At 69.0% G+C, this 22,340-nt stretch carries 15 protein-coding genes and 2 riboswitches; of the genes, 8 read left to right on the forward strand and 7 right to left on the reverse strand.

Features of this window, described 5'->3' with window-relative positions:
• Positions 1–20: 20 nt before the first annotated feature.
• Positions 21–1,751: a lysophospholipid acyltransferase family protein gene (locus J5226_RS24250; protein ID WP_215837646.1), complete on the reverse strand. Its 1,731-nt coding sequence runs from the start codon at positions 1,749–1,751 to the stop codon at positions 21–23.
• A 338-nt stretch (positions 1,752–2,089) separates the two neighbouring features.
• Between J5226_RS24250 and metK the strand changes: the two genes are divergently transcribed.
• On the forward strand, positions 2,090–3,313 hold the full coding sequence (gene metK / locus J5226_RS24255; protein ID WP_215837647.1) for a methionine adenosyltransferase: 1,224 nt from the start codon (positions 2,090–2,092) through the stop codon (positions 3,311–3,313).
• A 147-nt stretch (positions 3,314–3,460) separates the two neighbouring features.
• Here the strand turns inward: metK and J5226_RS24260 are convergent, their stop codons facing one another.
• Complete coding sequence (locus tag J5226_RS24260) at positions 3,461–5,053, reverse strand: hypothetical protein (RefSeq protein ID WP_215837648.1); 1,593 nt, start codon at positions 5,051–5,053, stop codon at positions 3,461–3,463.
• Between the two features lie 196 nt (positions 5,054–5,249).
• On the opposite strand from J5226_RS24260, the gene bchE reads away from it, so the two are divergent.
• Positions 5,250–6,800 carry a magnesium-protoporphyrin IX monomethyl ester anaerobic oxidative cyclase gene (bchE, locus tag J5226_RS24265; protein WP_215837649.1) on the forward strand — a complete coding sequence of 517 codons (1,551 nt, stop codon included), beginning with the start codon at positions 5,250–5,252 and terminating at the stop codon, positions 6,798–6,800.
• A gap of 46 nt (positions 6,801–6,846) precedes the next feature.
• On the opposite strand, the gene J5226_RS24270 is transcribed toward bchE, so the two are convergent.
• The 3 genes from J5226_RS24270 to J5226_RS24280 form a co-directional block, all read right to left on the reverse strand.
• On the reverse strand, positions 6,847–7,881 hold the full coding sequence (locus tag J5226_RS24270) for an NADP-dependent oxidoreductase (protein ID WP_215837650.1): 1,035 nt from the start codon (positions 7,879–7,881) through the stop codon (positions 6,847–6,849).
• A 111-nt stretch (positions 7,882–7,992) separates the two neighbouring features.
• Positions 7,993–8,595, reverse strand: coding sequence for a TetR/AcrR family transcriptional regulator (locus tag J5226_RS24275; RefSeq protein ID WP_215837651.1), 603 nt, complete (start codon positions 8,593–8,595; stop codon positions 7,993–7,995).
• Positions 8,596–9,185: 590 nt separating this feature from the next.
• Positions 9,186–11,690, reverse strand: a complete 2,505-nt coding sequence (locus J5226_RS24280) for a hypothetical protein (protein ID WP_215837652.1) — start codon at positions 11,688–11,690, stop codon at positions 9,186–9,188.
• Between the two features lie 46 nt (positions 11,691–11,736).
• Positions 11,737–11,824: riboswitch (cyclic di-GMP riboswitch) on the reverse strand.
• A gap of 352 nt (positions 11,825–12,176) precedes the next feature.
• Here J5226_RS24280 and J5226_RS24285 point away from each other — a divergent pair.
• The 3 genes from J5226_RS24285 (at position 12,177) to J5226_RS24295 (ending at position 15,629) form a co-directional block, all read left to right on the forward strand.
• Positions 12,177–13,535: a S8 family peptidase gene (locus J5226_RS24285; protein WP_215837653.1), complete on the forward strand. Its 1,359-nt coding sequence runs from the start codon at positions 12,177–12,179 to the stop codon at positions 13,533–13,535.
• Between the two features lie 38 nt (positions 13,536–13,573).
• The gene (locus J5226_RS24290; protein WP_215837654.1) at positions 13,574–14,683 is read left to right on the forward strand and encodes a M35 family metallo-endopeptidase; all 1,110 of its coding nucleotides are present in this window, start codon (positions 13,574–13,576) and stop codon (positions 14,681–14,683) included.
• Positions 14,684–14,927: 244 nt separating this feature from the next.
• Positions 14,928–15,629, forward strand: coding sequence for a hypothetical protein (locus J5226_RS24295; RefSeq protein WP_215837655.1), 702 nt, complete (start codon positions 14,928–14,930; stop codon positions 15,627–15,629).
• Positions 15,630–15,723: 94 nt separating this feature from the next.
• On the opposite strand, the gene J5226_RS24300 is transcribed toward J5226_RS24295, so the two are convergent.
• Positions 15,724–18,306 (reverse strand): prolyl oligopeptidase family serine peptidase, encoded by a 2,583-nt coding sequence (locus J5226_RS24300; RefSeq protein ID WP_215837656.1) that lies wholly within the window; start codon positions 18,304–18,306, stop codon positions 15,724–15,726.
• A gap of 236 nt (positions 18,307–18,542) precedes the next feature.
• Positions 18,543–18,619, forward strand: a riboswitch (S-adenosyl-L-homocysteine riboswitch).
• Between the two features lie 61 nt (positions 18,620–18,680).
• Here J5226_RS24300 and ahcY point away from each other — a divergent pair.
• On the forward strand, positions 18,681–20,111 hold the full coding sequence (gene ahcY, locus J5226_RS24305) for an adenosylhomocysteinase (RefSeq protein ID WP_215837657.1): 1,431 nt from the start codon (positions 18,681–18,683) through the stop codon (positions 20,109–20,111).
• A 112-nt stretch (positions 20,112–20,223) separates the two neighbouring features.
• Here ahcY and J5226_RS24310 read toward each other — a convergent pair whose 3' ends face one another.
• Positions 20,224–20,394, reverse strand: coding sequence for a hypothetical protein (locus J5226_RS24310; protein ID WP_215837658.1), 171 nt, complete (start codon positions 20,392–20,394; stop codon positions 20,224–20,226).
• A 308-nt stretch (positions 20,395–20,702) separates the two neighbouring features.
• Here J5226_RS24310 and J5226_RS24315 point away from each other — a divergent pair, with 308 nt between their 5' ends.
• The gene (locus J5226_RS24315) at positions 20,703–20,879 is read left to right on the forward strand and encodes a hypothetical protein (protein ID WP_215837659.1); all 177 of its coding nucleotides are present in this window, start codon (positions 20,703–20,705) and stop codon (positions 20,877–20,879) included.
• 76 nt (positions 20,880–20,955) lie between these two features.
• Complete coding sequence (locus J5226_RS24320; protein ID WP_215837660.1) at positions 20,956–22,230, forward strand: YcaO-like family protein; 1,275 nt, start codon at positions 20,956–20,958, stop codon at positions 22,228–22,230.
• The last annotated feature ends 110 nt before the right edge of the window (positions 22,231–22,340 follow it).

Below are 22,340 nucleotides of genomic sequence, written 5' to 3' on the forward strand. Positions count from 1 at the left end.
GGCACGGTCTCGTGGCGGGGTCAGGTGTCCGGTGCGTGGGCCTGCGCCGGAGCGGCCGCGCGCGCGCCGAGGTAGCGCTCGCGCTTCTTCGGCCGCAGCTGCTGCAGGTCCACTTCGATCAGGCCGTCGACCGCGTCGCTGAACGCCGGGTCGACGCCGAAGGCGAGGAAGCGCGCGCCGCCGGGCTCGCACAGGTCGGTGTACTGCTTGTAGAGCATCGGCACCGCGCTGCCGAGCGCGTCGAGGTTGTCCTTGAGCACGCGGAACGCGGTGGCGGCGTCGAGTTCGTCGAACTGCGGCGGCGCGGCGCGGTACACGAACGGCTGCTTGGAGAACGCGTCCGAATCCAGGTTGCCGTAGTAGCGCGCGTAGTAGGCGACGATCTGCTCGCGCGCGTCGGCCGGCAGCGCCGAGCTGATCGAGACCGGCCCGAACAGATAGCGCACGCCCGGGTTGCGGATCAGATAAGCGCCGATGCCCTGCCACAGATAATCGATGCTGCGGCTGTTCCAGTATTCCGGCGCGACGAAGCTGCGCCCCAGCTCCATGCCCTGCGCCAGCCGCGGCACCATGTCGTCGGCGTAGCGGAACAAGGACGCGGTGTAGAGCCCGGCCAGACCGCGCTCGGCGATGACCCGGCTGCCGCGCGCGATGCGGTAGGCGCCGGCGATCTTCGCCTCGGCCTCGTCCCACAGCACGATGTGTTCGTACCAGCTGTCGTAGATGTCCACGTCCAGGCGCTGGCCGGTGCCCTCGCCGACCGCGCGGAAGGTCGATTCGCGCAGGCGGCCGATCTCGCGCAGCAGCGGCGCGCCCGGGCGCAGGGTGCCGACCCGGATCTGCTTGCCGTCGGTGGTGCGGCCCAGCGATTCCATCGCCTCGACCCCGGCGCGGACCTGCTCCGGATCGACCGGGTCGATCAGCGGCTCCGGCCCGACCGGCGCGGCGCGCTCGCGCGCGGTGCCGATCGCGTACAGCTCGGCGCGGACCTCGCGCAGCAGGTGCTGGGCCTCGCCCTGCGCCGGCAAGTGCAGCGGGCGGCCGATGCGCAGGGCGATGCGGCGCGCGCGGCGGGCGAACATCTCGCGCGCCAGCAAGGCGGTGCCGGCCGGCTTGAACAGGGCCGAGGCGCCGTAGAACAGCGCCGAATTGCGCGCTTCGATGCGTACCGGCAGCACCGGCGCGGCGGTCTTGCGGGCGAAGCGCAGGAAGCCGCGCTGCCAGCGCCCGTCGGTGACCCCGCGCAGGCCCAGCCGGGCGACTTCGCCGGCCGGGAACACGATCACGCATTGCTCTTCGTTCAACGCCGCTTCGATCGCGTGCAGGCTCTCGGAACTCGGCCGGCCGCCGAGGATGCGCACCGGCAGCAGCAGGCCCTGCAGCCCGTCCAGGGCCAGCAGCAGGTCGTTGGCGACGATCTTCACGTCGCGCCGCACCTGCCCGACCGCATCCAGCAAGGCCAGCGCGTCGACCGCGCCGGAGGGATGGTTGGCGACGATCAGCAGGCGCCCGCTGCGCGGGATGCGCTGCAGCTCGGCCGGCTCGACCAGATAGCGCGCCTGGACGAAATCCAGCGACGCGGTGACGAAGTCGAAATCCCGCAGGTGCCGGGTTTCGCTGAGGAATTGGTCGATGTGGTCGAATTTCGACCAGCGGCCGATGGTTCGGATCAGGGGGCGCGTGAGCGCAGCCCGGCGACCGCGGAACCATTGCGGAAAGCGTTCTTCCAGTCGGCGTTCGAAGTGCAGCATCGTTGTCGTCGCATCGAGGGGCGGCGGTATGCCGCGCAGCCTGAGCCGGCGCAGCGACAGCCGCATGGCGGTTTCGGGTCAGTGCGATGACAGCCCTGGCCCGGCGGGAACGCGGCGTTCCGGGAGGACGATTCGAGCGTCGGCGTGCCCTCCTGGCGCGCCGGGACAGCTTCCCATGCGCCACCGCATCCAACCTCCCCCCAAAGTCCGATCCGGGTCCGGCGTTCAGGAGCCGCTTAACGCCCGGACAACTCCCCGGCACGGCACAATGCGCGCTCCCGGCCGAGTCTGTATCATGGGCGGCCATCTTTTTATCCGAATCGAAGGATATTCGACCGATGTCCAGCTACCTGTTCACTTCCGAGTCCGTGTCCGAAGGCCACCCGGACAAGATCGCCGACCAGATCTCCGACGCCGTTCTCGACGCCATCCTGGCCCAGGACAAGCGCGCCCGCGTGGCCTGCGAAACCCTGGTCAAGACCGGCGCGGCCATCGTCGCCGGCGAAGTGACCACCAGCGCTTGGGTCGACATCGAAGGCCTGGCGCGCAAGGTCATCAACGACATCGGCTACAACAACTCCAACGTCGGCTTCGACGGCCACACCTGCGCGATCATCAACATGCTCGGCAAGCAGTCGCCCGACATCGCCGCCGGCGTCGACCGCAAGAAGCCGGAAGAACAAGGCGCGGGCGACCAGGGCCTGATGTTCGGCTACGCCTGCAACGAAGCCCCGGAATTCATGCCGGCGCCGATCTACTACTCGCACCGTCTGGTCGAGCAGCAGGCCAAGATCCGCAAGCAGAAGAACTCCAAGCTGCCGTGGCTGCGCCCGGACGCCAAGTCGCAGGTCACCCTGCGCTACGACGACAAGCACCAGGTCGCCGGCCTCGACGCCGTGGTCCTGTCGACCCAGCACGATCCGGGCATCAAGCAGAAGGATCTGGTCGAGGGCGTGTACGAGCACATCCTCAAGCCGGTGCTGCCGAAGGCGTGGCTCGAGAAGCTGCCGAAGAACAAGGTGCACATCAACCCGACCGGCATCTTCGTGATCGGCGGCCCGGTCGGCGACTGCGGCCTGACCGGCCGCAAGATCATCGTCGACAGCTACGGCGGCATGGCCCGTCACGGCGGCGGCGCGTTCTCGGGCAAGGATCCGTCGAAGGTCGACCGTTCGGCCGCTTACGCCGCGCGTTACGTGGCCAAGAACATCGTCGCCGCCGGCCTGGCCGACCGCTGCGAAGTGCAGGTCTCCTACGCCATCGGCGTGGCCGAGCCGACCTCGATCTCGGTCACCACCTTCGGCACCGGCAAGATCAGCGACGACAAGATCGAGAAGCTGATCCGCAAGCACTTCGACCTGCGTCCGTACGGCATCGTGAAGATGCTCGACCTGATCCACCCGGTCTACCAGCTCACCGCCGCTTACGGCCACTTCGGCCGCAAGCCGAAGGAAGTCAGCTACGTCGACGGCGCCGGCAAGAAGCAGACCGCCACCGCCTTCTCGTGGGAAAAGACCGACAAGGCCGAGGAACTGCGCAAGGACGCCGGGCTGAAGAAGTAAGCCCGCGCGTTATCGCGTGAAGCGAAAAAGGGCCGCGAAAGCGGCCCTTTTTCATGCATCCGCCGGCGGTCTCGCGCCCGCCGCGGGCAACGGCACGGCGGGCGGACGCGGCGCGCAAGGCCGCGCGCCGCCGCCCCACGCCAGCCGCTACTGCGCCGACGCCTCCACCGCCCACTGCGTGCCCTGCTGACTCAGTACGCTGCCGTCGCTGGCCACGCACAACAGCGGGAACTGCGCCGACACCCGCTTGGGCTTGCAGTTGAAGGGCGCCTCGGAGACTTGCCGCCAGTCGTCGATCTTCGGCTCGTAGCGATACAGCTCCCACACGCCGCTGAAGGCGTTCATGTTCCAACGGCTCGCATAGCCGCTGTCGGCCGAATCGAACTGCACGTCGGTCACCGTGTACGGCGGACGGCCGACCTTCTTCCAACTCTCGCCGTGGTCACTGGACACGAAAATCTTGGTGAACGCGCCGCCGCCGGACAGCACCGCGACGATGCCGCTCTTCGCGTCCACCCGGAACGAGAAGAACGGCTTCGGCGGACTGACCGTCTTCCACTGCATCGTCGCCAGATCCAGCCGCCGCAACTGATCGATCAGACCGATGAAGTACGCGCCGCCGTGCGCTTGCGGCATCGGCCCGGGCCAAGCGCCGAACGTCTTGCCGATATCGATCGGGAACTCGCCGACCGTGCGCGCGTCCTTCAGATCGTCGTTGCTCGCCACGCGCACGGTGATCCGGTCCATCGTCGGCGGCAGGCCCGGTTGCGGCGACGGCACCTGCCGTCCGGTGACGATCAGCCAGCGCGACGCCTGACGATCGATATCGAGCACCGCTTCGTCCGCGCCGAAGGATTGCAGCACCGACCACGTCGCGCCCCGATCGTCGCTGCGGCGGACCAAGCCGTCGTCGGAGCCGGCCAGCAGCGCATCATCCACCCGCGCCACCGCGGTGATCTTGCGCAAGGTGTCGATGCCGATCCCGCTCCACCGCCCATCGGCGCCGCGCACGCGGATCTGGCCCAGGTCGGCGCCGAAGTACAGCGTCGAATCCGCGCCCACCGCCGCCTTGTCGGACGACGGCGGCGCGACCGAGCGCGCCAGGCTCAGGAACTCGTCGTTGCTCTTCGCCGATTTCAGCCGGCCGATCACCGACGGCTTGTTGACCTTGCGGTCGTAGGCCATCAGCAAATCGGCGATCAGCCCCAACCCGGTGCCCGGCTGGCTCAGCGCGATCGGCCGCGGCGGCGTTTGCGGCTGCCAGCGCAGCGGCTCGGGCGAACTCAGCAGCGCGCCGAATTCGGTCAGCGCCGCGTCGATGTCGTGCGCGTTCTCGGCCGGACGCAACGGCAGCATCACCATTTCGTAGCCGCCCAGATTGATCGGCACCAAGCTGCCGAGATCGGTGACGCGGCCGGCCTGCACTTCGAATTCGGGGTACTCGCCCCACTGCGAACCGTTCCAACGGGCGATGCGGTAGCGGCCCGGCGCCAACCAGCGGCCGAACGCGTTCTTGCCGCGGTCGGCGCGCGCGTCCAGGAGTTCCTCGCGCGCGCCGGTGGCCGCGGCGACCACGCTCAGGCTGCCGCTCACGCCCGGGCGCGGGCCGCTCCCCTTCGGAGTGTTCACGTACACATAGCCGTGGCTGCGGGCCAACTGCGCCGCGACTTGCGGCTCCGGCTTGGCCGCCCACGCGGAAACGGCCCACAGCAGGCCGACGGTCAGACACACGATGCGCATTGGATTCCCCCTGTGAAGGCGGAATTATGCAGAAAACCCGGGCGCGGCAGCAGCCGCGCGCCCGGCGGCGCTGCGGCCGACGGTGCCGTGCGCCGATGCGCGCCGACACGCGAGCCGCGCGCGCTTCACCGCCGCCTCATCGTCCGCACACCCGTCCGCCCCACCCTGCCGCCACCGCACAACCGGGCTGGGGCGCATGGACGAATCCGCATTCCGCATCTTGCTGCTGAATCCGCCGCACACCGCGATCGGCAGCCGAATCCCGCGCGAACAATTGCCGCCGCTGGGCTTGCTCAGTCTCGGCGGGCCGTTGCTCGACGCCGGTTTCCAGGTCGAATTGCTCGACGCCGAATTCGGCCCGCTGCCGGTCGAGGAGATCGTGCGCCGGGTGCTGGAGAAAGCGCCGGACGTGTTGATGGTCGGCCACTCCGGCTCGACCTCGGCGCATCCCACCGTCGCCCTGATCGCGCGGCTGCTCAAGCGCGAACGCCCGCAGTTGCGCATCGTCTACGGCGGCGTGTTCCCGACTTACCACTGGCAAGACGTGCTCGAACGCGAGCCGGCCATCGATTGCATCGTGCGCGGCGAAGGCGAGCGCACCGCGGTGACGCTGGCGCGGGCGCTCGCGCGCGGCGAGGATCTGGCCGGCGTGCCGGGGTTGGCGTATCGCCGCGACGACGGCCGCATCGTCGAGACCGGTCAGGCCGAGATGATCCTCGATCTGGACGAATGCCGCGTCGGTTGGGAGCTGATCGATCACGACCGCTATTCGTATTGGGGCGGGCTCAAGGCGGTCGTGGTGCAGTTCTCGCGCGGCTGCCCTTATTTGTGCAGCTACTGCGGCCAGCGCGGTTTCTGGACCCGCTGGCGCCACCGCGACCCGGTGCGCTTCGCGCGCGAGCTCGCGCGCCTGCACCGCGAGCACGGCGTGCGCCTGATCAACTTCGCCGACGAATTGCCGACCGGTTCGCGCAAGGCCTGGAAAGCCTTCCTGGAAGCGCTGATCGCCGAGAACGTCGATCTGACCTTGGTCGGTTCCACCCGCGCAGGCGACATCGTCCGCGACGCCGACCTTCTGCCGCTGTACAAACGCGCCGGCGTGGTGCGCTTCCTGCTCGGGATCGAAAGCTATTCCGAGGCGACGCTGAGCAAGATCCGCAAGGGCGCCAGCGTCAGCGAAGACCGCGAGGCGATCCGCCTGTTGCGCCAGCACGGCATCATTTCGATGGCGACCTACGTGGTCGGCTTCGATGAGGAAGGCGACCGCGATTACTGGAATTCGCTGCGCCACTTGCTCAGCTACGACCCGGACCAGATCCAGTTGCTCTACGTCACCCCGCACCGCTGGACGCCGTACTACGACAGCGTCGCCGAGCGCCGGGTGATCCAAACCGACGCGCGTAAATGGGACTACAAGCATCAGGTGCTGGCGACGAGCGGCCTGCCGCCGTGGCGGGTGCTGTTGTGGGTCAAGGCGATCGAAGCGATCGTGCAGCTGCGGCCGCGCGCGCTATACCGCAGCCTGCTGCATCCCGACCGCGCGGTGCTCGCGGGCATGCGCTGGTACGTGCGCATGGGCCGGCGGGTGTGGCTGCGCGAGGTGTTCGAGTTTTTCTTCGCGGGTGGGCGCACGCGGCGCGGGCCGACGGTCGAGGCGTTCTGGGGGCGTTCGCTGTCGCAGCACGAGAACGCGTTGGCCAAGCCGCAACGCAAGCGCATCGAAATCAAGACGCTGACGACCTCGTGAGACGACGGCGAAGACGCGGCGAGGCCGCGTCTTCGCCGCGCGCGGCTCAATCCTCGCCGACGCGCACCACCAGCTTGCCGAAGTTGCGGCCCTGCAGCAGGCCGATGAAGGCGTGCGGCGCGTTCTCCAAGCCGTCGACGCGGTCCTCGCGCAGCTTCACCCGGCCGCTGTCGACCCACTCGCCCATATCGCGGCGGAACGCGTCGAAACGCTCGCCGTAGTGGTCGAGGATGATGAAGCCCTGCACGCGGATGCGCTTTTGCAGGATCGCCGCCATCAGTTGCGGCACGCGGTCCGGGCCGGCCGGCGCGTCCTTTTCGTTGTAGTGGGCGATGATGCCGCACACCGGCACGCGCGCGCCGATGTTGAGCAGCGGCAGCACCGCGTCGAACACGTCGCCGCCGACGTTCTCGAAGTACACGTCGATGCCGTCGGGGCAGGCGTGCGCGAGTTGTTGCACGAAATCGGGATCGCGGCGGTCCAGGCACACGTCGAAGCCGAGTTCGTCGAGCGCGTAACGGCGCTTGTCTTCGCCGCCGACGATGCCGACCACGCGCGCGCCCTTGAGCTTGGCGATCTGGCCGACCGCGGCGCCGACCGCGCCGGTGGCCGCGGCGACCACCACGGTGTCGCCCGGCTTGGGCTGGCCGATGTCGAGCAAGCCGACGTGCGCGGTGAAGCCGGGCATGCCCAGGCCGCCGAGCGCGTGCGAGGGTTCGGCCATGTCGCCGAGCGCGATCAGGTCGCTGCCGTCGGACAGCGCGTAGTCCTGCCAGCCGGCGTTGCCGAGCACGAGGTCGCCGGCCTTGAAGTTCGGGTGTTTGGACGCGACCACGCGGTTGACCGTGCCGCCGACCATGGTTTCGCCCAGCGGCACCGCCTTGGCGTAGACCGGGCCGACTTCGTCCATCAGGTTGCGCATGTACGGGTCGAGCGAGAGGTACAGCGTGCGCAGCAGCACCTGCCCATCGGCGGGCTCGGGCACGGGCGCGGTTTCCAGGCGGACGTCCTGCGGCGTCGGCAGCCCCTGCGGGTGGGCGGCGAGGACGAAGCGGCGGTTGACGGCGGCGGTCTGCGGCATGGGGCGGGATCCTTAGGTGGAGGTCGGTTCGGCCGATCGATTAGACCGGTCGTCTAGTTAAGGAGCGAAAGAAAGGGCGGGTGCGCTCGGGCGCGCCCGCCCCCGGGGTGTTCAGTCGTGCGCGGGCAGTCCCAGCAGCCGGCGGGTCACCGTCATCGCGTGATCCATCGGCGCGCTGCCGCGCTGGATCTTGGCCAGCAGGCTGGCGCCGACCCAGCTTTGGTAGAGGGTTTGCGCCGCCGTCTGCGGGTCGGGCGCGGCGGCCAGCGAGCCGTCGCCGCGGCCGCGCTCGATGCACTGGGCGATCCGCGCGATCACCGCGCCGGTGCCGCGCTCCAGCGCCGCGCGCATGGGTTCGGACAGATCGCAGACCTCGGCGCCGAGCTTGACCACGAGGCAGCGGCCTTCCGGGTCGGAGCCGGTCTGCGCTTCGCGCCAGTCGTCGAAGTAGGCGATCAAGCGCTGCTTGCCGTTGCCGGGCTGGGCCATCAGCGCGTCGACGTGGATCAGATAATCGGCGAAATAGGCCTCCAGCACGGCTTCGCCGAAGGCCTCCTTGGAGCCGAAGTAGTGATAGAACGAGCCCTTCGGCACCCGCGCCGCGCTCAGCACTTCGGCCAGACCAACCCCGGTGAAGCCCTTGCGCAGCATCAGCGGGTAGGCGATGTCGAGGATGTGCTTGCGCACGTCGTGGGTGGCGGGGGCGGTGTTCATGGGGTGGCACTCTACGGCACCATTAGACCGGTCGTCTAGTGACAAAGCTCAGGAGTTTCGCCCTCGCGGTTCGGGCGCTCGGGGCAGACGGCCCGCAGCGCTCGGGGCGGGTCGTCCGGGGCTGAGTGTCGGTGGCTTGGCTCGACTTGCTTCGGGAAGGGAGCCGGCTGCAGGCGGAGGAGACGCTCGATGTCGGCTGGCTCGTTGCCGCGTCGAGAGCGAGGAGCCGACAGCAAGATCAAAATGGGTTCCGGCTTTCGCCGGAATGACGGTTGGGAGGTCGCGTCGCCTGCACGGGGCGGAACGACTCCCCCTTTGCCGTCATTCCGGCGAAAGCCGGAACCCATTTTGATTTTGATGTTGCTCTCGCGAACCCTGAGCAAAAGCAAACCGCAATCGAACGCCATGCGCCTCGCCCGCAAGCCACCTCGTCGCGCCCCGCAAGCGCCCGAAAAACCTCTCGCGCCAACCGCCCCGCTTCCACCGCCGAACCGTCCCACCTCGCGCGTCCCCACACACAGCGACCCCGGCCGAAGCCGGGGTCGCCGATGACGCGATACAGCCGAGTTGCCAATCGCAACGCAGTTCGATCAATCCGCGCCCGCCGCCAGCGTGGCCGGCGAAGTGGAGCAATGCCCCGGACCGATCGTGCCTTCGTTGTAAGCGCCCAGGATGCCGGCGAGGTTGATCGCGGTATCCCGCGCCGAGCCCTTCGGCGCGGCGCTGCTGCGGCCGGTGAACCACGCGGTGGCCTGAGCGATGGCGCTGGCGACCTGCGACGGCGCGCTGCCGCCGGCTTCGACGTTCAAGCGCGCGGCCATGTACTGGTGCGCCAGGATGTAATACGCGTTGCCTCCCTTCGGCGGGGTGCGGAACACCAGAATCCAGGTCTGGCCCGAGCTGAAGAACAGCGTGTCTTCGCCGATCTTGGCCCAGGTCGGGTCGTAAGGCGCCGGCCCGTACTTGGAGTGGGTCTTCCAATACCCCTGGGTGTAGGTGCAACCGCCGCTGTTCGCGCACAGTTCCGGAACGTGCACGCTCAGCACCGCTTCGTCGCTCTTGCTCGCGCCGTTGTCGCTGTTCAAGGTCAGCACGTTCGGCACCATGAACTCGCAACTCAGGCCCGGGCCGGCGTTGGCCGGCGGCAGCCAGGACGCGGCCACGTTGAGGCTGCGCACGATGCCCGGATCGGGATCGATGTCGCCGGTGACGAACTGGGCGAAGCTGCCGCACAACAGCGGCTGCACGGTCCAGCCGAAGCCCGCGCCGAGGTTGAGCCCGGCGGTGCCGTTGAACAGATCGGTCAACGTCACGCAGCGGTCGGTTTCAACCGCCGGATCGCCGAAGGCCACCGCGGCCTGGTTGGAGCTGTAGCTCTTGAAGCCGCAGGCGCTGGCGTTGTTCTGCGCGTCGTAGCACTGCAGCACGCGCTGGATCGTGGCCTGGTTGCTGCCGCCCAGCTTGCCGCTCAGCGCGGCGCTGTAGCTGCAATGCAGCGAGGTCGCGGTCTGCGGATCGCAGGTGGGCGCGATCGACTGCGTGCCGCCGCCGGTGAACGACAGCGTGTCGCTCGGCGCGGACGGACTGAACACCGGGCTGACGTCGGCGGGCCAGGAGACCTGGATGTCGCCGCTGACGGTGAAGCCGGTTTCCGATTCGATCGTGCGCGTGGCGGCGAGACGATAGACCGTCTCGTAGCTGCCGCCGGCGTTGAGCGTCACGTCGACGTCGTTGCACAGATAGTTGCCCGCGTAATCGCCGCTGGCGATCGGGTCGGGCAAGCAACCCTGCATGCCGGAGACCTTGGCGTCGGCTTGCGACACCACCACATGCTTGTCCGGCGTCCAACCGTAATCCCGGTTGTAACGCGTCTGCGCGGTCTTGCTCACGCCGACGGTGCGGCACGCGACCTGCACCGAAGCCGAGTCGCTGGCGGTGGCGTTGGTGTTCGCGCCCGTGCTCCAGCTACCGGTGGCGGTATTGGTCGAAGTGCCCTGATCGGCGTTGCAGGTCAGCGGATTGGGCCGCGGATACGTCCACACGTACGGCCCCGACCCCAGCGCGAAGCTGTGGTCCACGCTGCCCGGCAGCATCGAATCGTCGATCGCGAAGGTATCGCCGTAGCTCTCGTTCGGATTGGCCGAGATCGAGAACGGCGCGGTCGCGGAGAAGGTGTAGCTCTGCGTGCCGCTGCCTCCGTCGTCGCCGCAGCCGCAACCGCTGCCGCGCGTCGCGGTGATGCCCGCGGCGTTGACGCCGCCGCTGGCCGAGGTCAGGAACGGATAGCTCAGGCTGCTCAAGTCGAACGCGTAGGTGCAACTGAGCACGATCTTGTCCGCGTTCGGCGCCGGCTTGACGCACGACAGCGTGTCGGTATCGCCCGGCTGCGCGGTCCATTGCAGCACGAACTGATTGGCGGAGTTGTTGAACTGCAAGGTGTCGACCACCGCGGTGGCGTTCCAGCCGAACGAGAACGGATCCTTGACCGTGATCGTGCCGGCGATGCGGTACAGCTGCCGGGTCAGCGCGGTCGCGGTGACGGTGTAGTCGACCTGATGGCTGTCTCCGTCGAGCATGACGATCTGGGTCGGCGACGCGCTCTTGTCGATGCTCCAGTCGGTGTAGCGCTTCCAGGTAGCGTCGGCGGTCTTCGTCCCGGTGGGACGCGGAATGAAGCAGAAGGTCGCGTGGCTCACCGCGGCGGGGCCGCCGCTGGCGTTGTCGGGCGAATACAAATTGGTGTCGCTGGTGACGCCCGGCTGGTAATGGAAGACGTTGTAGGCGTTGCCGCCTTTCACCACCACGTAATCCATCGGCATGGTGGAGGTGAAGCCGAGGTACTGGTTCTGCCCCGGCGGCGTGTAGTTGAAGGTGATGGTTTGCCCGGGCAGGCCGAGGTTGTAGCTCTGGCCTTCGGCCGGCGGGTTGCCGGTGCTGTAGCCCAGCCCCTGCCAGGTGCCGACGCCGGGAAGGTCGTCGCAGCTGGTGAAGTTGCCGGAATACGTGGTCGGCAGCACCGAGGCGGCCCAGGCCCCGGACGATGCGAACAGCAGCGCCGCTGCTACCAGCGGACGCCAGCTACGGTGACGGGACATGACAGAACTCCTGAGCGGGGCGGCGGGGGCCGCCCGTTGGCTTTCGCTCGGTAGCTCGGCCGTGCCGGCGATACAGGAGCCGGTACCCGGGAGCTTTGCGACGCCGGCTTTCGCCGGTTGTGCCTTTGTCGAGTCCTGGGGAACGAGTTCCGGGCGGCCTCCCCGTGCCGCCCGGCGGCAGCCTTGCGTTGCTCGGCAGGTATCGGATGCCGGCGGCTGTCGACGCGGACTATACGCCCGCTGTACAGCGTCGCCGCGCCCGAAACGTGTTGCATTTTTGCAACCCGAGCCACTGGTCGGCGCACTGCGACCGCTCGCTCTCGCTGCGCTCCACGCGCGCCGATATGTGATTGAAATCGCGGAAAAATCCACCAATTCAGCCCATTCAGCGAATGCTGCAGCGCGGAATGTCCGTGACGGATTCGGCAAATATTTTGTGCATGCGGCCGCTCGGGCCGCGAGCCAACACCCAAGGGTGCCAGCCATATGAAGTCCGCATTTCGTGTCGCCGCCTTGTGCGGCGCGGTCGTCTCCGTTCTGTCCGCATCCGCCCTCGCCGGCGGCCGTCCCGACCTGTCCCTGGCCGCGCTCAAGGCCGGCCGCGCCCACCTGCCGGGCGAGTTGTTGGTCAAGTACCGCGACGGCACCAGCGCCGCGCAACAAGGCGCCGCGGGCAAGGCCTTCGGTCTGGAGAAGATCGACACCGTGCGCGGCGGCAACGCGCGCAAGGGCGAACTGGCGCTGATGCGCGTGCCGGCCGGGCGCGATCTGGCCGCGACGCTGTACGAACTCAGCCGCGATCCCAGCGTCGAATACGCCGAGCCGAACTGGCAGTACCAGCATCAGGCCGTGTCCAACGACACCTACTACACCAACGGTTCGCTGTGGGGCATGTACAGCGCGACCTCCTCGCCGGCCAACGCCTACGGCTCGCAGGCCGCGGCGGCCTGGGCCGGCGGCCACACCGATTGCGGCAACGTCGTGGTCGGCGTGATCGACGAAGGCTTCATGTACGACCACCCGGATCTGGCCGCGAACGCGTGGACCAATCCCTACGATCCGGTCGACGGCATCGACAACGACGGCAACGGCTACGTCGACGACGTGCACGGCTGGGATTTCGACGGCAACGACAATCAGGTCTTCGACGGCGCCGGCGACGATCACGGCACCCACGTGGCCGGCACCATCGCCGGGCACGGCGGCAACGGCCAGGGCGTGGCCGGCGTGTGCTGGAGCGGGATCAAGCTGATCAGCGGCAAGTTCCTCGGCCGCCGCGGCGGCGCCACCGCTGACGCGATCAAGGCCATCGACTACTTCAACGACCTCAAGTCGCGCCACGGCCTCAACATCGTCGCCACCAACAATTCCTGGGGCGGCGGGCCGTTCTCGCAGGCGCTGCAGGACGCGATCGGCCGCGCCAACGACGCCGGCATCCTGTTCGTGGTCGCCGCCGGCAACGCCGGGGTGAACTGCGAAACCTCCGACTGCTATCCGGCCGAGTACCCGAACCCGAACGTGCTGTCGGTGACCGCGCTGCGTTCGGACGGCTCGCAGATCTACAGCTACGGGTCCACCACCATCGACATCGGCGCGCCGGGCTACGGCATCTGGTCGACGGTGCCGGTGTCGTCGAAGGGCAAGATCGTGCCGGGCTACGCGAGCTACAACGGCACCTCGATGGCGACCCCGCACGTGACCGGCGCGGTCGCGCTGTACGCGTCCTCGCATCCGGGCGCGAGCGCCGCCGACATCAAGGCCGCGATCCTGAGCTCGGCCATCGCCACGCCTTCGCTGAGCGGCAAGACCGTCAGTGGCGGCCGCCTCAACGCGGGCGGCTTCTGAGCCGCGCCGACCGACGAACGTCTAAGGAAACCATCGCAATGAAATCGTCCAACGTATTCGCCGTCGCCGCCTGCACCGCCCTGCTCGGCGGCGCCATCGCCGCGGTGGGCGCCGCGCCCGGCGGAGCCGCCGGCAAGCCCAGCCCGCTGCGCATCGGCCTGATGGCCGTGCCCGACGCCGCCGGCGCCTTCAGCGGCAAGGTCGAAGTCAGCGTCACCAACACCAGCCGCCACACCGCGCGCGTGCCTAAGTGGCAACTGCCATCCGAACTGACCCAGGCCAAGCTGTTCCGCATCAGCCGCGACGGCGAAGCGGTGCAGTACACCGGCCCGCTGATCAAGCGCGGCCTGCCGCAGGCCGAGGACTTCGCGATCCTGCGCGCCGGCGAAACCTTGCGCGCGGTGGTCGACCTGTCGCAGGCCTACGATCTTTCGCGCGGCGGCCAGTACACCGTCGCGCTGGATTCGCCGCTGCAGTTCGCCTCGCTGTCCGACGGCAGCCTGCTGCGCCAGAGCAACGGCCTGCCGCAAGTCGCGCGCAGCGCGCCGCTGAGCCTGTGGGTGAACGCCAAGGGCGGCGGCAACACCGCCCAAGGCAAGCCCGGCGGCGGCGGCACCGGCTCGAGCGTGGTCAACGGCGTATCGTACAAGGGCTGCAGCGCGACCCAGATCGACAGCATCGGCAGCGCCGTGGTCGCCGCGCGCGGCTACGCGGAAAACGCCAAGGGCTACCTCGGCGCCGGCACCGTCGGCCCGCGCTACACCACTTGGTTCGGCGCCTACACCTCGCAGCGCTACGCCACCGCCAGCCAGCACTTCGTCGCCATCGACGCGGCGCTGGACCAGAACAACGGCGAGATCACGGTGAACTGCGGCTGCAATCAGCGCTACTACGCCTACGTGTATCCGAACCAGCCGTACGAGATCTTCGTGTGCAAGACCTTCTGGACCGCGCCGTTGACCGGCACCGATTCCAAGGCCGGCACCCTGATCCACGAAACCAGCCACTTCACCGTGGTGGCCGGCACCGACGATCACGTCTACGGCCAGTCCGGCGCCAAGAACCTCGCGTTGACCGATCCGGCCAGCGCGCTCGACAACGCCGACAGCCACGAGTACTTCGCCGAAAACACCCCGGCGCAGAACTGAATCTCGGCCGCGACGGCAGGCCCGCGGGCGACCGCGGGCCTGTCCGTTTGCGGGCCGCGGGCGCGACGGCGTTCAGCCGCGGGCCGGTTCGCGCTCACCTCGCGCGGACGAAGCGCAACGCCCTCGCAATCGTGTGCGCCGCGACCGCCCGTTCGCCCCCGCGCGCCGCTATGCTCCGCGCACGGCGCCGTCCGCCCCCCACGGCGGCACCCGACCGCCACCGCACGACGACGAGGTGCACGCAATGCGCAATGCCCCGCACAACCCGACACGAACCCGTTTCCAGCGCATCGGCTATGGCCTGCTGCTCGGCCTGAGCCTGGCCGCGTCCGTCCAGGCCCAGACCATCGGCTACAACATCCGCACCGGCGACGTCTGGGTCGACACCCGCCTGGGCGAGATCAACGACTACGGCCGCCGCTACCGCGATCCCTTCGTCGACGAGATGACCGGCTACTACGGCGCGCCGCGCTCGCTGGTGGACGAACTGCTCGACCGCCGCCGCTGGGCGCCGGGCGACGTGTACTACGCCTGCGCCCTCGCCCATTCGCTCGGTCGTCCTTGCCAGGACGTTGTGCGCGAATACGACCGCAACCCGGGCCAAGGCTGGGGCGCGGTCGCTCAACGCATGGGCATCAAGCCCGGCTCGCCTGCGTTCCACGCGCTCAAGCGCGGCGCGGTGCGGACCTACGACCACTGGGGTTATCCGATCCGCGTCGATCAGAGCGTGCGGGTGAACTGGGCCGAGCACGGGCCGGGGCGCGGCAAGGGACACGGCAAGGACAAAAAGCACGGCGGTCCCAAGCACCACGGCGACGGCGACTCTTGGCGCGACGACGATTACGACGGCGACGACCGCGGGCACGGCAACGGGCATGGCAACGGCCGCGGTCATGGCAACGGCAATGGCAACGGAAAAGGGCACGGCAACGGCAAGAACCACTGACGCCGCCGTGCGCGCCCGCGCGCCATCGCGATGACGAAACGAAAAACGCCGGCCCGAGGGCCGGCGTTTTTTTTTACGCAAACACGCGCCGCGCTTACTTCGCCGCCTTCGTCCCCTGCCCCGCCTCGGGCTTGGCGTTCTTGACGTAAGTCTCCAGCCAGCGGTTGGTCTCCGCCAGCATGTGCAGAATCGATTCGCGCGCGCGATAGCCGTGGCTTTCGTTCGGCAGCATCACCAGCCGCGCCTTGCCGCCCAGGCCCTTGATCGCCGCGTACATGCGCTCGCTCTGGATCGGGAAAGTGCCGGAGTTGTTGTCCTGCTCGCCGTGGATCAACAGCAGCGGGTCCTTGATCTTGTCGGCGAAGTTGAACGGCGACATCGCCTCGTAAGTCGGCTGCGCCTGCCAGTAATTGCGCTCCTCGGCCTGGAAACCGAACGGGGTCAAGGTGCGGTTGTAGGCGCCGCTGCGGGCGATGCCGGCCTTGAACAAGCGCGTGTGCGCGAGCAGGTTCGCGGTCATGAAGGCGCCGTAGGAATGGCCGCTGATCGCGATGCGGTTGCGGTCGGCGACGCCGCGCCGCACCACTTCGTCCACCGCCGCCTGCGCGCTGGCGGTGAGTTGGGCGATGTAGGTGTCGTTGGGCTCGCGCTCGCCTTCGCCGACGATCGGCATGGTCGGGTTGTCGAGCACCGCGTAGCCCATCGCCAGATACGGCAGCGGCCCCCAATAGCTGACCGCGTTGAACTCGTACGGCGAGCCGATCACCTGGCTGGCCGCGTCCGCGCTCTTGAACTCGGCCGGATAGGCGTACATCAGCATCGGCAGCGGGCCGTCGCGCTTGGCGTCGTAGCCCGGCGGCAGATACAGGTTGGCGGTGAGCTCGACGCCGTCGTTGCGCTTGTAGCGGATCAGTTCCTTCTTGATGTCGCGCAACTGCGGCGTGGGATGCGGGAAGTGGGTCAGCGCCACCGGCGCGGCGTCGCCGCCGAGTTCGCGCCGCTGCAGGTTCGCCGGTTCCGTCGGCGATTCGCGCATCGTCAGCGCGCGCGTGGCCGCATCGTCGAGCACCGCCAGCGGCCGCTCGAAGTACGGCGCCTGCGATTGGAACAAGCGGGTGCGGCGCTTGTCGCTCAGATCCAGGCGGTCGAGGAACGGACGCTCGCCTTCGGCGGACGCGCCTTCGCCGATGTAGTACAGGCTGTTGCCGTCGGCGCTGGTGAGCAGGCGCTCGCCGCCGCCGGCGTCCATCACCGTCACCGGCTGGCCCGGATCGTTGTAGCGGTCTTCGCTGCTGCCGTCGCGCAGCAGTTCCGGCGCGCGGTCGCCGTGATCGGGCGCGATCCGCCACTGGCGGATCTTGCGGGTCTTCCACCAGAACTCGTCGATCAGCGCCAGCTCGCCGCTGCCCCAATGCGCGCCCTCGAAGCGCGCGCCGAGCCGCGCCAGCGTCTGCGGCGGCTTGTCGAACGGCGCGGCCTGCATGAACACCGCGTCGCGGATCTCGACCGCGCGCGCCGGGTCGCCGCCGTCCTGCGCCTCGGCCCACACCAGCGTGGCCGGCGCGTCGCCGCGCCACTGCACCTCGCGCGGGCCGGTCGGCACCGCGTCGTTGCCGGTCGGCAGGCCGTCCACCAGCGGCAGGCGCGCGATTTCGTATTCGAAGCGGCCGTTGCCGTCGAGCACTTCGACCCGGCGCGCGAACATGTCGGCCGGCACCAGATACGAGAACGGCCGCTCCAGGCGCGTGGTCAGCACATGGCGGCCGTCGGGCGAGACCGAGGCGCGCATGAACAAGTCCGGCGCGCCGAGCTTGGTCGTTTGCCCGGCCAGATCCACGCTCGCCAATTGCGAACGCAGGTAATAGGCGAACAGGCGCGCATCGCTCTCGTTGCGCAGCAGATCCTGATAGGTGCGCACTTGCCGCACGCCGCCGCCGGACTGGCTTTCCTGCGTGGCCGGGCCGCTCGGCGCGGCGGCCGCGGCCGGCGCTTCGCCCTGATCGTCGGGCTGCAGGCGCACCAGCAGACGGCGGCTGTCGGGCATCCATTCGTAGCCGCGGCCGGCGACGGTGTTGAGGCCGGAGACGAGCTTGCGCGCGCGCCGGGTTTCCAGTTCCACCAGCCACAGCTCGTTGGCGCCGCTGGCGGCGTCGACGCGGTTGAACGCGAGCCAGCGCTGATCGGGCGACCATTGCAGCGTCGCCAGCGACAGCGGCGACGGCAAACCCTCGATCGGCACGGTCTTGCCGCTGGCGATCTCCAGCAGTTCCAAACCGCTGCCGAAACTGAAACGGCTGGCCGCGCGCACGCGCGGATGGATGCGCATGCCGGCGAGCTTGAGCTCGGGTTGCGCGACCACCTCGATGCCCGGCAGCGACGGCGTGCGCACCATCGACACCAGATCGCGATGCGGGCTGATCGACAGCTGCGGCGGACGCGGCGCATCGACGATGGCTTGCAGCGGCTTGGGCGGCAGTTGATAGCCCTCGCCCCACGCGCTCGCGGCGGCCGGCGCGGCGGCGGCGGTTTTGCCGGCCTTGGCCGCCGGCGCGGCCTGCGCCGACAGACACAGCGCCAGCGCCGCCGGCAGCAACAGCCGCGCGATCGACGCCGGCGAACGGCGGCCGCGGGGCGGCGTGGAAAGGCGGCGGGCGAAGCGGCGCGCGGGCGAATTCATGCGGATCGGTCCTCGGATGCGGAGATATCGGAACGCGCGCCGCCCGCGGCCGTCCGCGTCGCGGCCGGCGGCGATGCGCGGCCGCGCTCCCCGTCCCGAGCTTAGCCGGCCCGCGCGCCGCCGCGCCTATGCCGATGGGGGCGGTTCGCGCCGCGCGCCGCGACGGCGGTCGCGTTCAGCCTCGCGCTCGCCCGTCTTTGGGCGGGCGTCGGCCCCGCGATATACTTCGCGCTCAGCCCGCCGAGGGGCGCTGCGACCGTGACGGACACGGCCAGGCTCGGCGAGGCGCAGGTCCCAACGGCGCCCGGTTTGAGTCTTCGCGACTCGCCGGACCCGGCATCCCGCCGGCTCCCCCCGCACTGGAGCTAATCCGCATGAACGCTGTACCCAAGACCTTCTCGACCGAAGGCGATTACAAGGTCGCCGACATTTCCCTGGCCGACTGGGGCCGCAAGGAAATCGACATCGCCGAGCACGAAATGCCGGGCCTGATGTCGATCCGCAAGAAGTACGCCGCCGCGCAATCGCTCAAGGGCGTGCGCGTGACCGGCTCGCTGCACATGACCATCCAGACCGCGGTGCTGATCGAGACCCTGCGCGACCTCGGCGCCGACGTGCGCTGGGCCTCGTGCAACATCTTCTCGACCCAGGACCACGCCGCCGCGGCGATCGCCGCCAGCGGCACCCCGGTGTTCGCCTGGAAGGGCGAGTCGCTGGAGGAATACTGGGACTGCACCCTCGCCGCGCTGAGCTTCCCCAACGGCCAGGGCCCGGAGCTGGTCGTCGACGACGGCGGCGACGTGACCCTGCTGATCCACAAGGGCTATGAGCTCGAGAACGGCGACGGCTGGGTCAACACCCCGTCGGGCAACCACGAAGAGCAAGTCATCAAGAACCTGCTCAAGCGCGTCCACGCCGAGCGCCCGGGCTTCTGGCACGAAGTGGTCAAGCATTGGAAGGGCGTCTCGGAAGAGACCACCACCGGCGTGCACCGCCTGTACCAGCTGGCCGAAGCCGGCACCCTGCTGATCCCGGCGATCAACGTCAACGACTCGGTCACCAAGTCCAAGTTCGACAACCTCTACGGCTGCCGCGAGTCGCTGGCCGACGGCCTCAAGCGCGCGATGGACGTGATGCTGGCCGGCAAGGTCGCGGTGGTGTGCGGCTACGGCGACGTCGGCAAGGGCTCGGCCCACTCGCTGCGCGCTTACGGCGCCCGCGTCGTGGTCACCGAGATCGACCCGATCAACGCGCTGCAGGCGGCGATGGAAGGCTTCGAGGTCAACACCGTCGAAAGCACCCTGGGCCGCGGCGACATCTACGTCACCACCACCGGCAACAAGGACGTGCTGACCCTGGACCACATGTCGAAGATGAAGGACCAGGCCATCGTCTGCAACATCGGCCACTTCGACAACGAGATCCAGGTCGACGCGCTGAACGCGTCGGGCGCCAAGCGCCTGAACATCAAGCCGCAGGTCGACAAGTACACCTTCGCCAACGGCAACTCGATCTTCCTGCTGGCCGAAGGCCGCCTGGTCAACCTCGGCTGCGCCACCGGCCACCCGAGCTTCGTGATGTCGAACTCGTTCTCCAACCAGACCCTCGCCCAGATCGACCTGTGGGCGAACAAGGACAGCTACGAGCCGAAGGTCTACATCCTGCCGAAGAAGCTCGACGAGGAAGTCGCGCGTCTGCACCTGGAAAAGATCGGCGTGAAGCTGACCACGCTGACCGACGAGCAGGCCCAGTACCTGGGCGTGTCGGTGGACGGTCCGTACAAGCCGGATCATTACCGCTACTGATCGGTTCGCCTTCGGGCGCTATCGACGCAACGAAATCGGGCGCCTTGGGCGCCCGATTTCGTTGCGGCCGTCGATCGGGGAGCCGGCGTCGGCCGCGCCCCCGCGGCGCGCATCAGGGCCGCTTGCCGCGCCTGCGCGCATACAAGGCCCCGGCGAGCGGCGCGTACACCGCCAACAGCCACATCAACGACGTAAGCTCGAAAGCCACGACGATCAGCGCAAGCGTCACGCCGATCCCGCCAGCGACCGCGAGGACGAGCGTATCGGTGAATGCGGTTTTCATGCGATCCGTTCCTCGCTCCAGACGGCGCCGACGCTGGGTCTTGTCTACTACGGCGCCGGCCGCTCCCGCAACTCACGCCGCCCGGACTCGGTTGCGTCGCGTCTCCCATAGGCCGCGCGCCGCCTCCGTCGGTCGCCTCGTCCCCCGGCCGACGGGCCGTTTGTGATCCCGATCACTGACCGCTCAGCGCCGCCGCCCGAGCCTGGACCCGCAGCCGCCGGCTGCGGCACAAGGACGAACCGCAGGCCCGGCGCCATCGCGTCCGGCGTAACGTCCTTGGGCCTCCTTCGAACCACAGGAGTCGCATCATGGGCAACGAGCGTCCCGCAGTGATCAAGACCGTGCTTCAGAAAGGATCGGCCATTCCGGCCAGCGAAGCCCTGCGCGCCAACAGCGCCTCGGCCGCCGAGTTCAAGGCCGCGATGGTCGAACTCAACGCCCCGACGGCGCAGGAACAGTCCTTCCTCGACGAGTTCGCCAAGTAAGCGGCCCGCGCCGCCGGCGCGTGGCGCGCGTTCGCGCGCGCCACGCGTTCGCCGTCCACGCATCGGAGCAGCGACGATGATTCCGTACGAACGCGAGCGCAGCCTCGACGACGCCGACCGCATCCTGCGCGAATGCATCGCGCGCCGCGGCTGGTGCGTCGACACCGACCGCTTGGGCGAGGGCTTGGTCACGGCCAAATGCTTCCTGCTCGACGCCGACGGCCAGGTGCTGAGCTTCGGCGGCGGCAAGGGCGAGGCGGACGCGGCCTATACCGGCGCGCTGTACGAAGCGGTCGAACACTATTACTGCAAGGCCTCGGCGCTGCCGCAGCGGTGGGATTATCCGAGCGCGCGCGCGATCGCCGAGGACCCGCGCTACGCCGCGCTGCCGTTCCTGTCGTGCTTCGCCGAACAAGCCGAGCGGCGCCTGGCGTGTCGCGATTACATCGCGTATTCGGGCGACGAAACCCTGCCCGTGCCGCTGTTCCTGACCTTTCCCGATTACCCGGGCGGCGCCCGCGCCGCCGACCCGCGCGACGAGTTCGACTACGCCAGCGCCATGCGCTTCGGCTCCAACAGCGGCACCGCGATCGGCGCCAGCTTCGAGGAAGCGGCGCTGCACGGCATCGGCGAGATCCTCGAACGCGACGCATGGTCGTTGTTCCTGATCGCGCACTACCTCGGCGGCGAGCGCGCGTACGGACGCTGGATCGAACCGTCCTCGCTGCCCGACGACCTCGCGCGCATCCACCGCATCGCCGAACGGCGCATCGGCGGCCCGATCCGCCTGATCGACATGACCACCGATCTGGCCTACCCGGCGTTCATCGCCGTCGCCGAACAGCGGCTGGAAGACGAAGTCGTGTTCTCGCACGGCTGCGGCGCCTCGCCGTATCCGCGCCACGCCGCCCTGCGCGCCTTGAGCGAACTGGTGCAATGCGTGGACATCAAGCAAGACACCGAGCACCTCGCCGGCCTGGACCGGCTCGCGCTGGAGCTGCTGGCCGGCTACCCGCGCCTGCGCGATTGCGCGATGGGCGAGATCGATCCGCGCCGCCTGCATCGCGGCCCCTGGGACTACGCCGAGCCCGAGCGAATGACGCCGCAGCGGCTGCTGCCGGCGGTCGTCGCCGGCTTACGCGAACGGGGGCTCGACTTGTACTACGCGGTCAACCATCGCGAGGGCGACGATTTCTGCGTGGTCAGCAGTCTGTCGCCGGAGCTGGAGCGGTTTTTCCTGGTCTCCACCGGCGTGGTGATGGCGCCGGGGCGGCGTGGGAGCGAGTTCCTGCGCAAGCACCGTGCGGCTGCCGCGCGGACGGATGAGCCGGAATTGCGCGTCGAAGCCTGAAGCGACGCCTCATCGGATCTTCGCCCGACCGCGCCGGCTCGCCGACGGCGACGCCGCGCCCGCGCAGCGGTGGGTGCGGCCTCGCGCGGTACGGACCAGCGATAACCGAT

Source organism: Lysobacter sp. K5869 (assembly GCF_018847975.1).
Classification (GTDB): domain Bacteria; phylum Pseudomonadota; class Gammaproteobacteria; order Xanthomonadales; family Xanthomonadaceae; genus Lysobacter.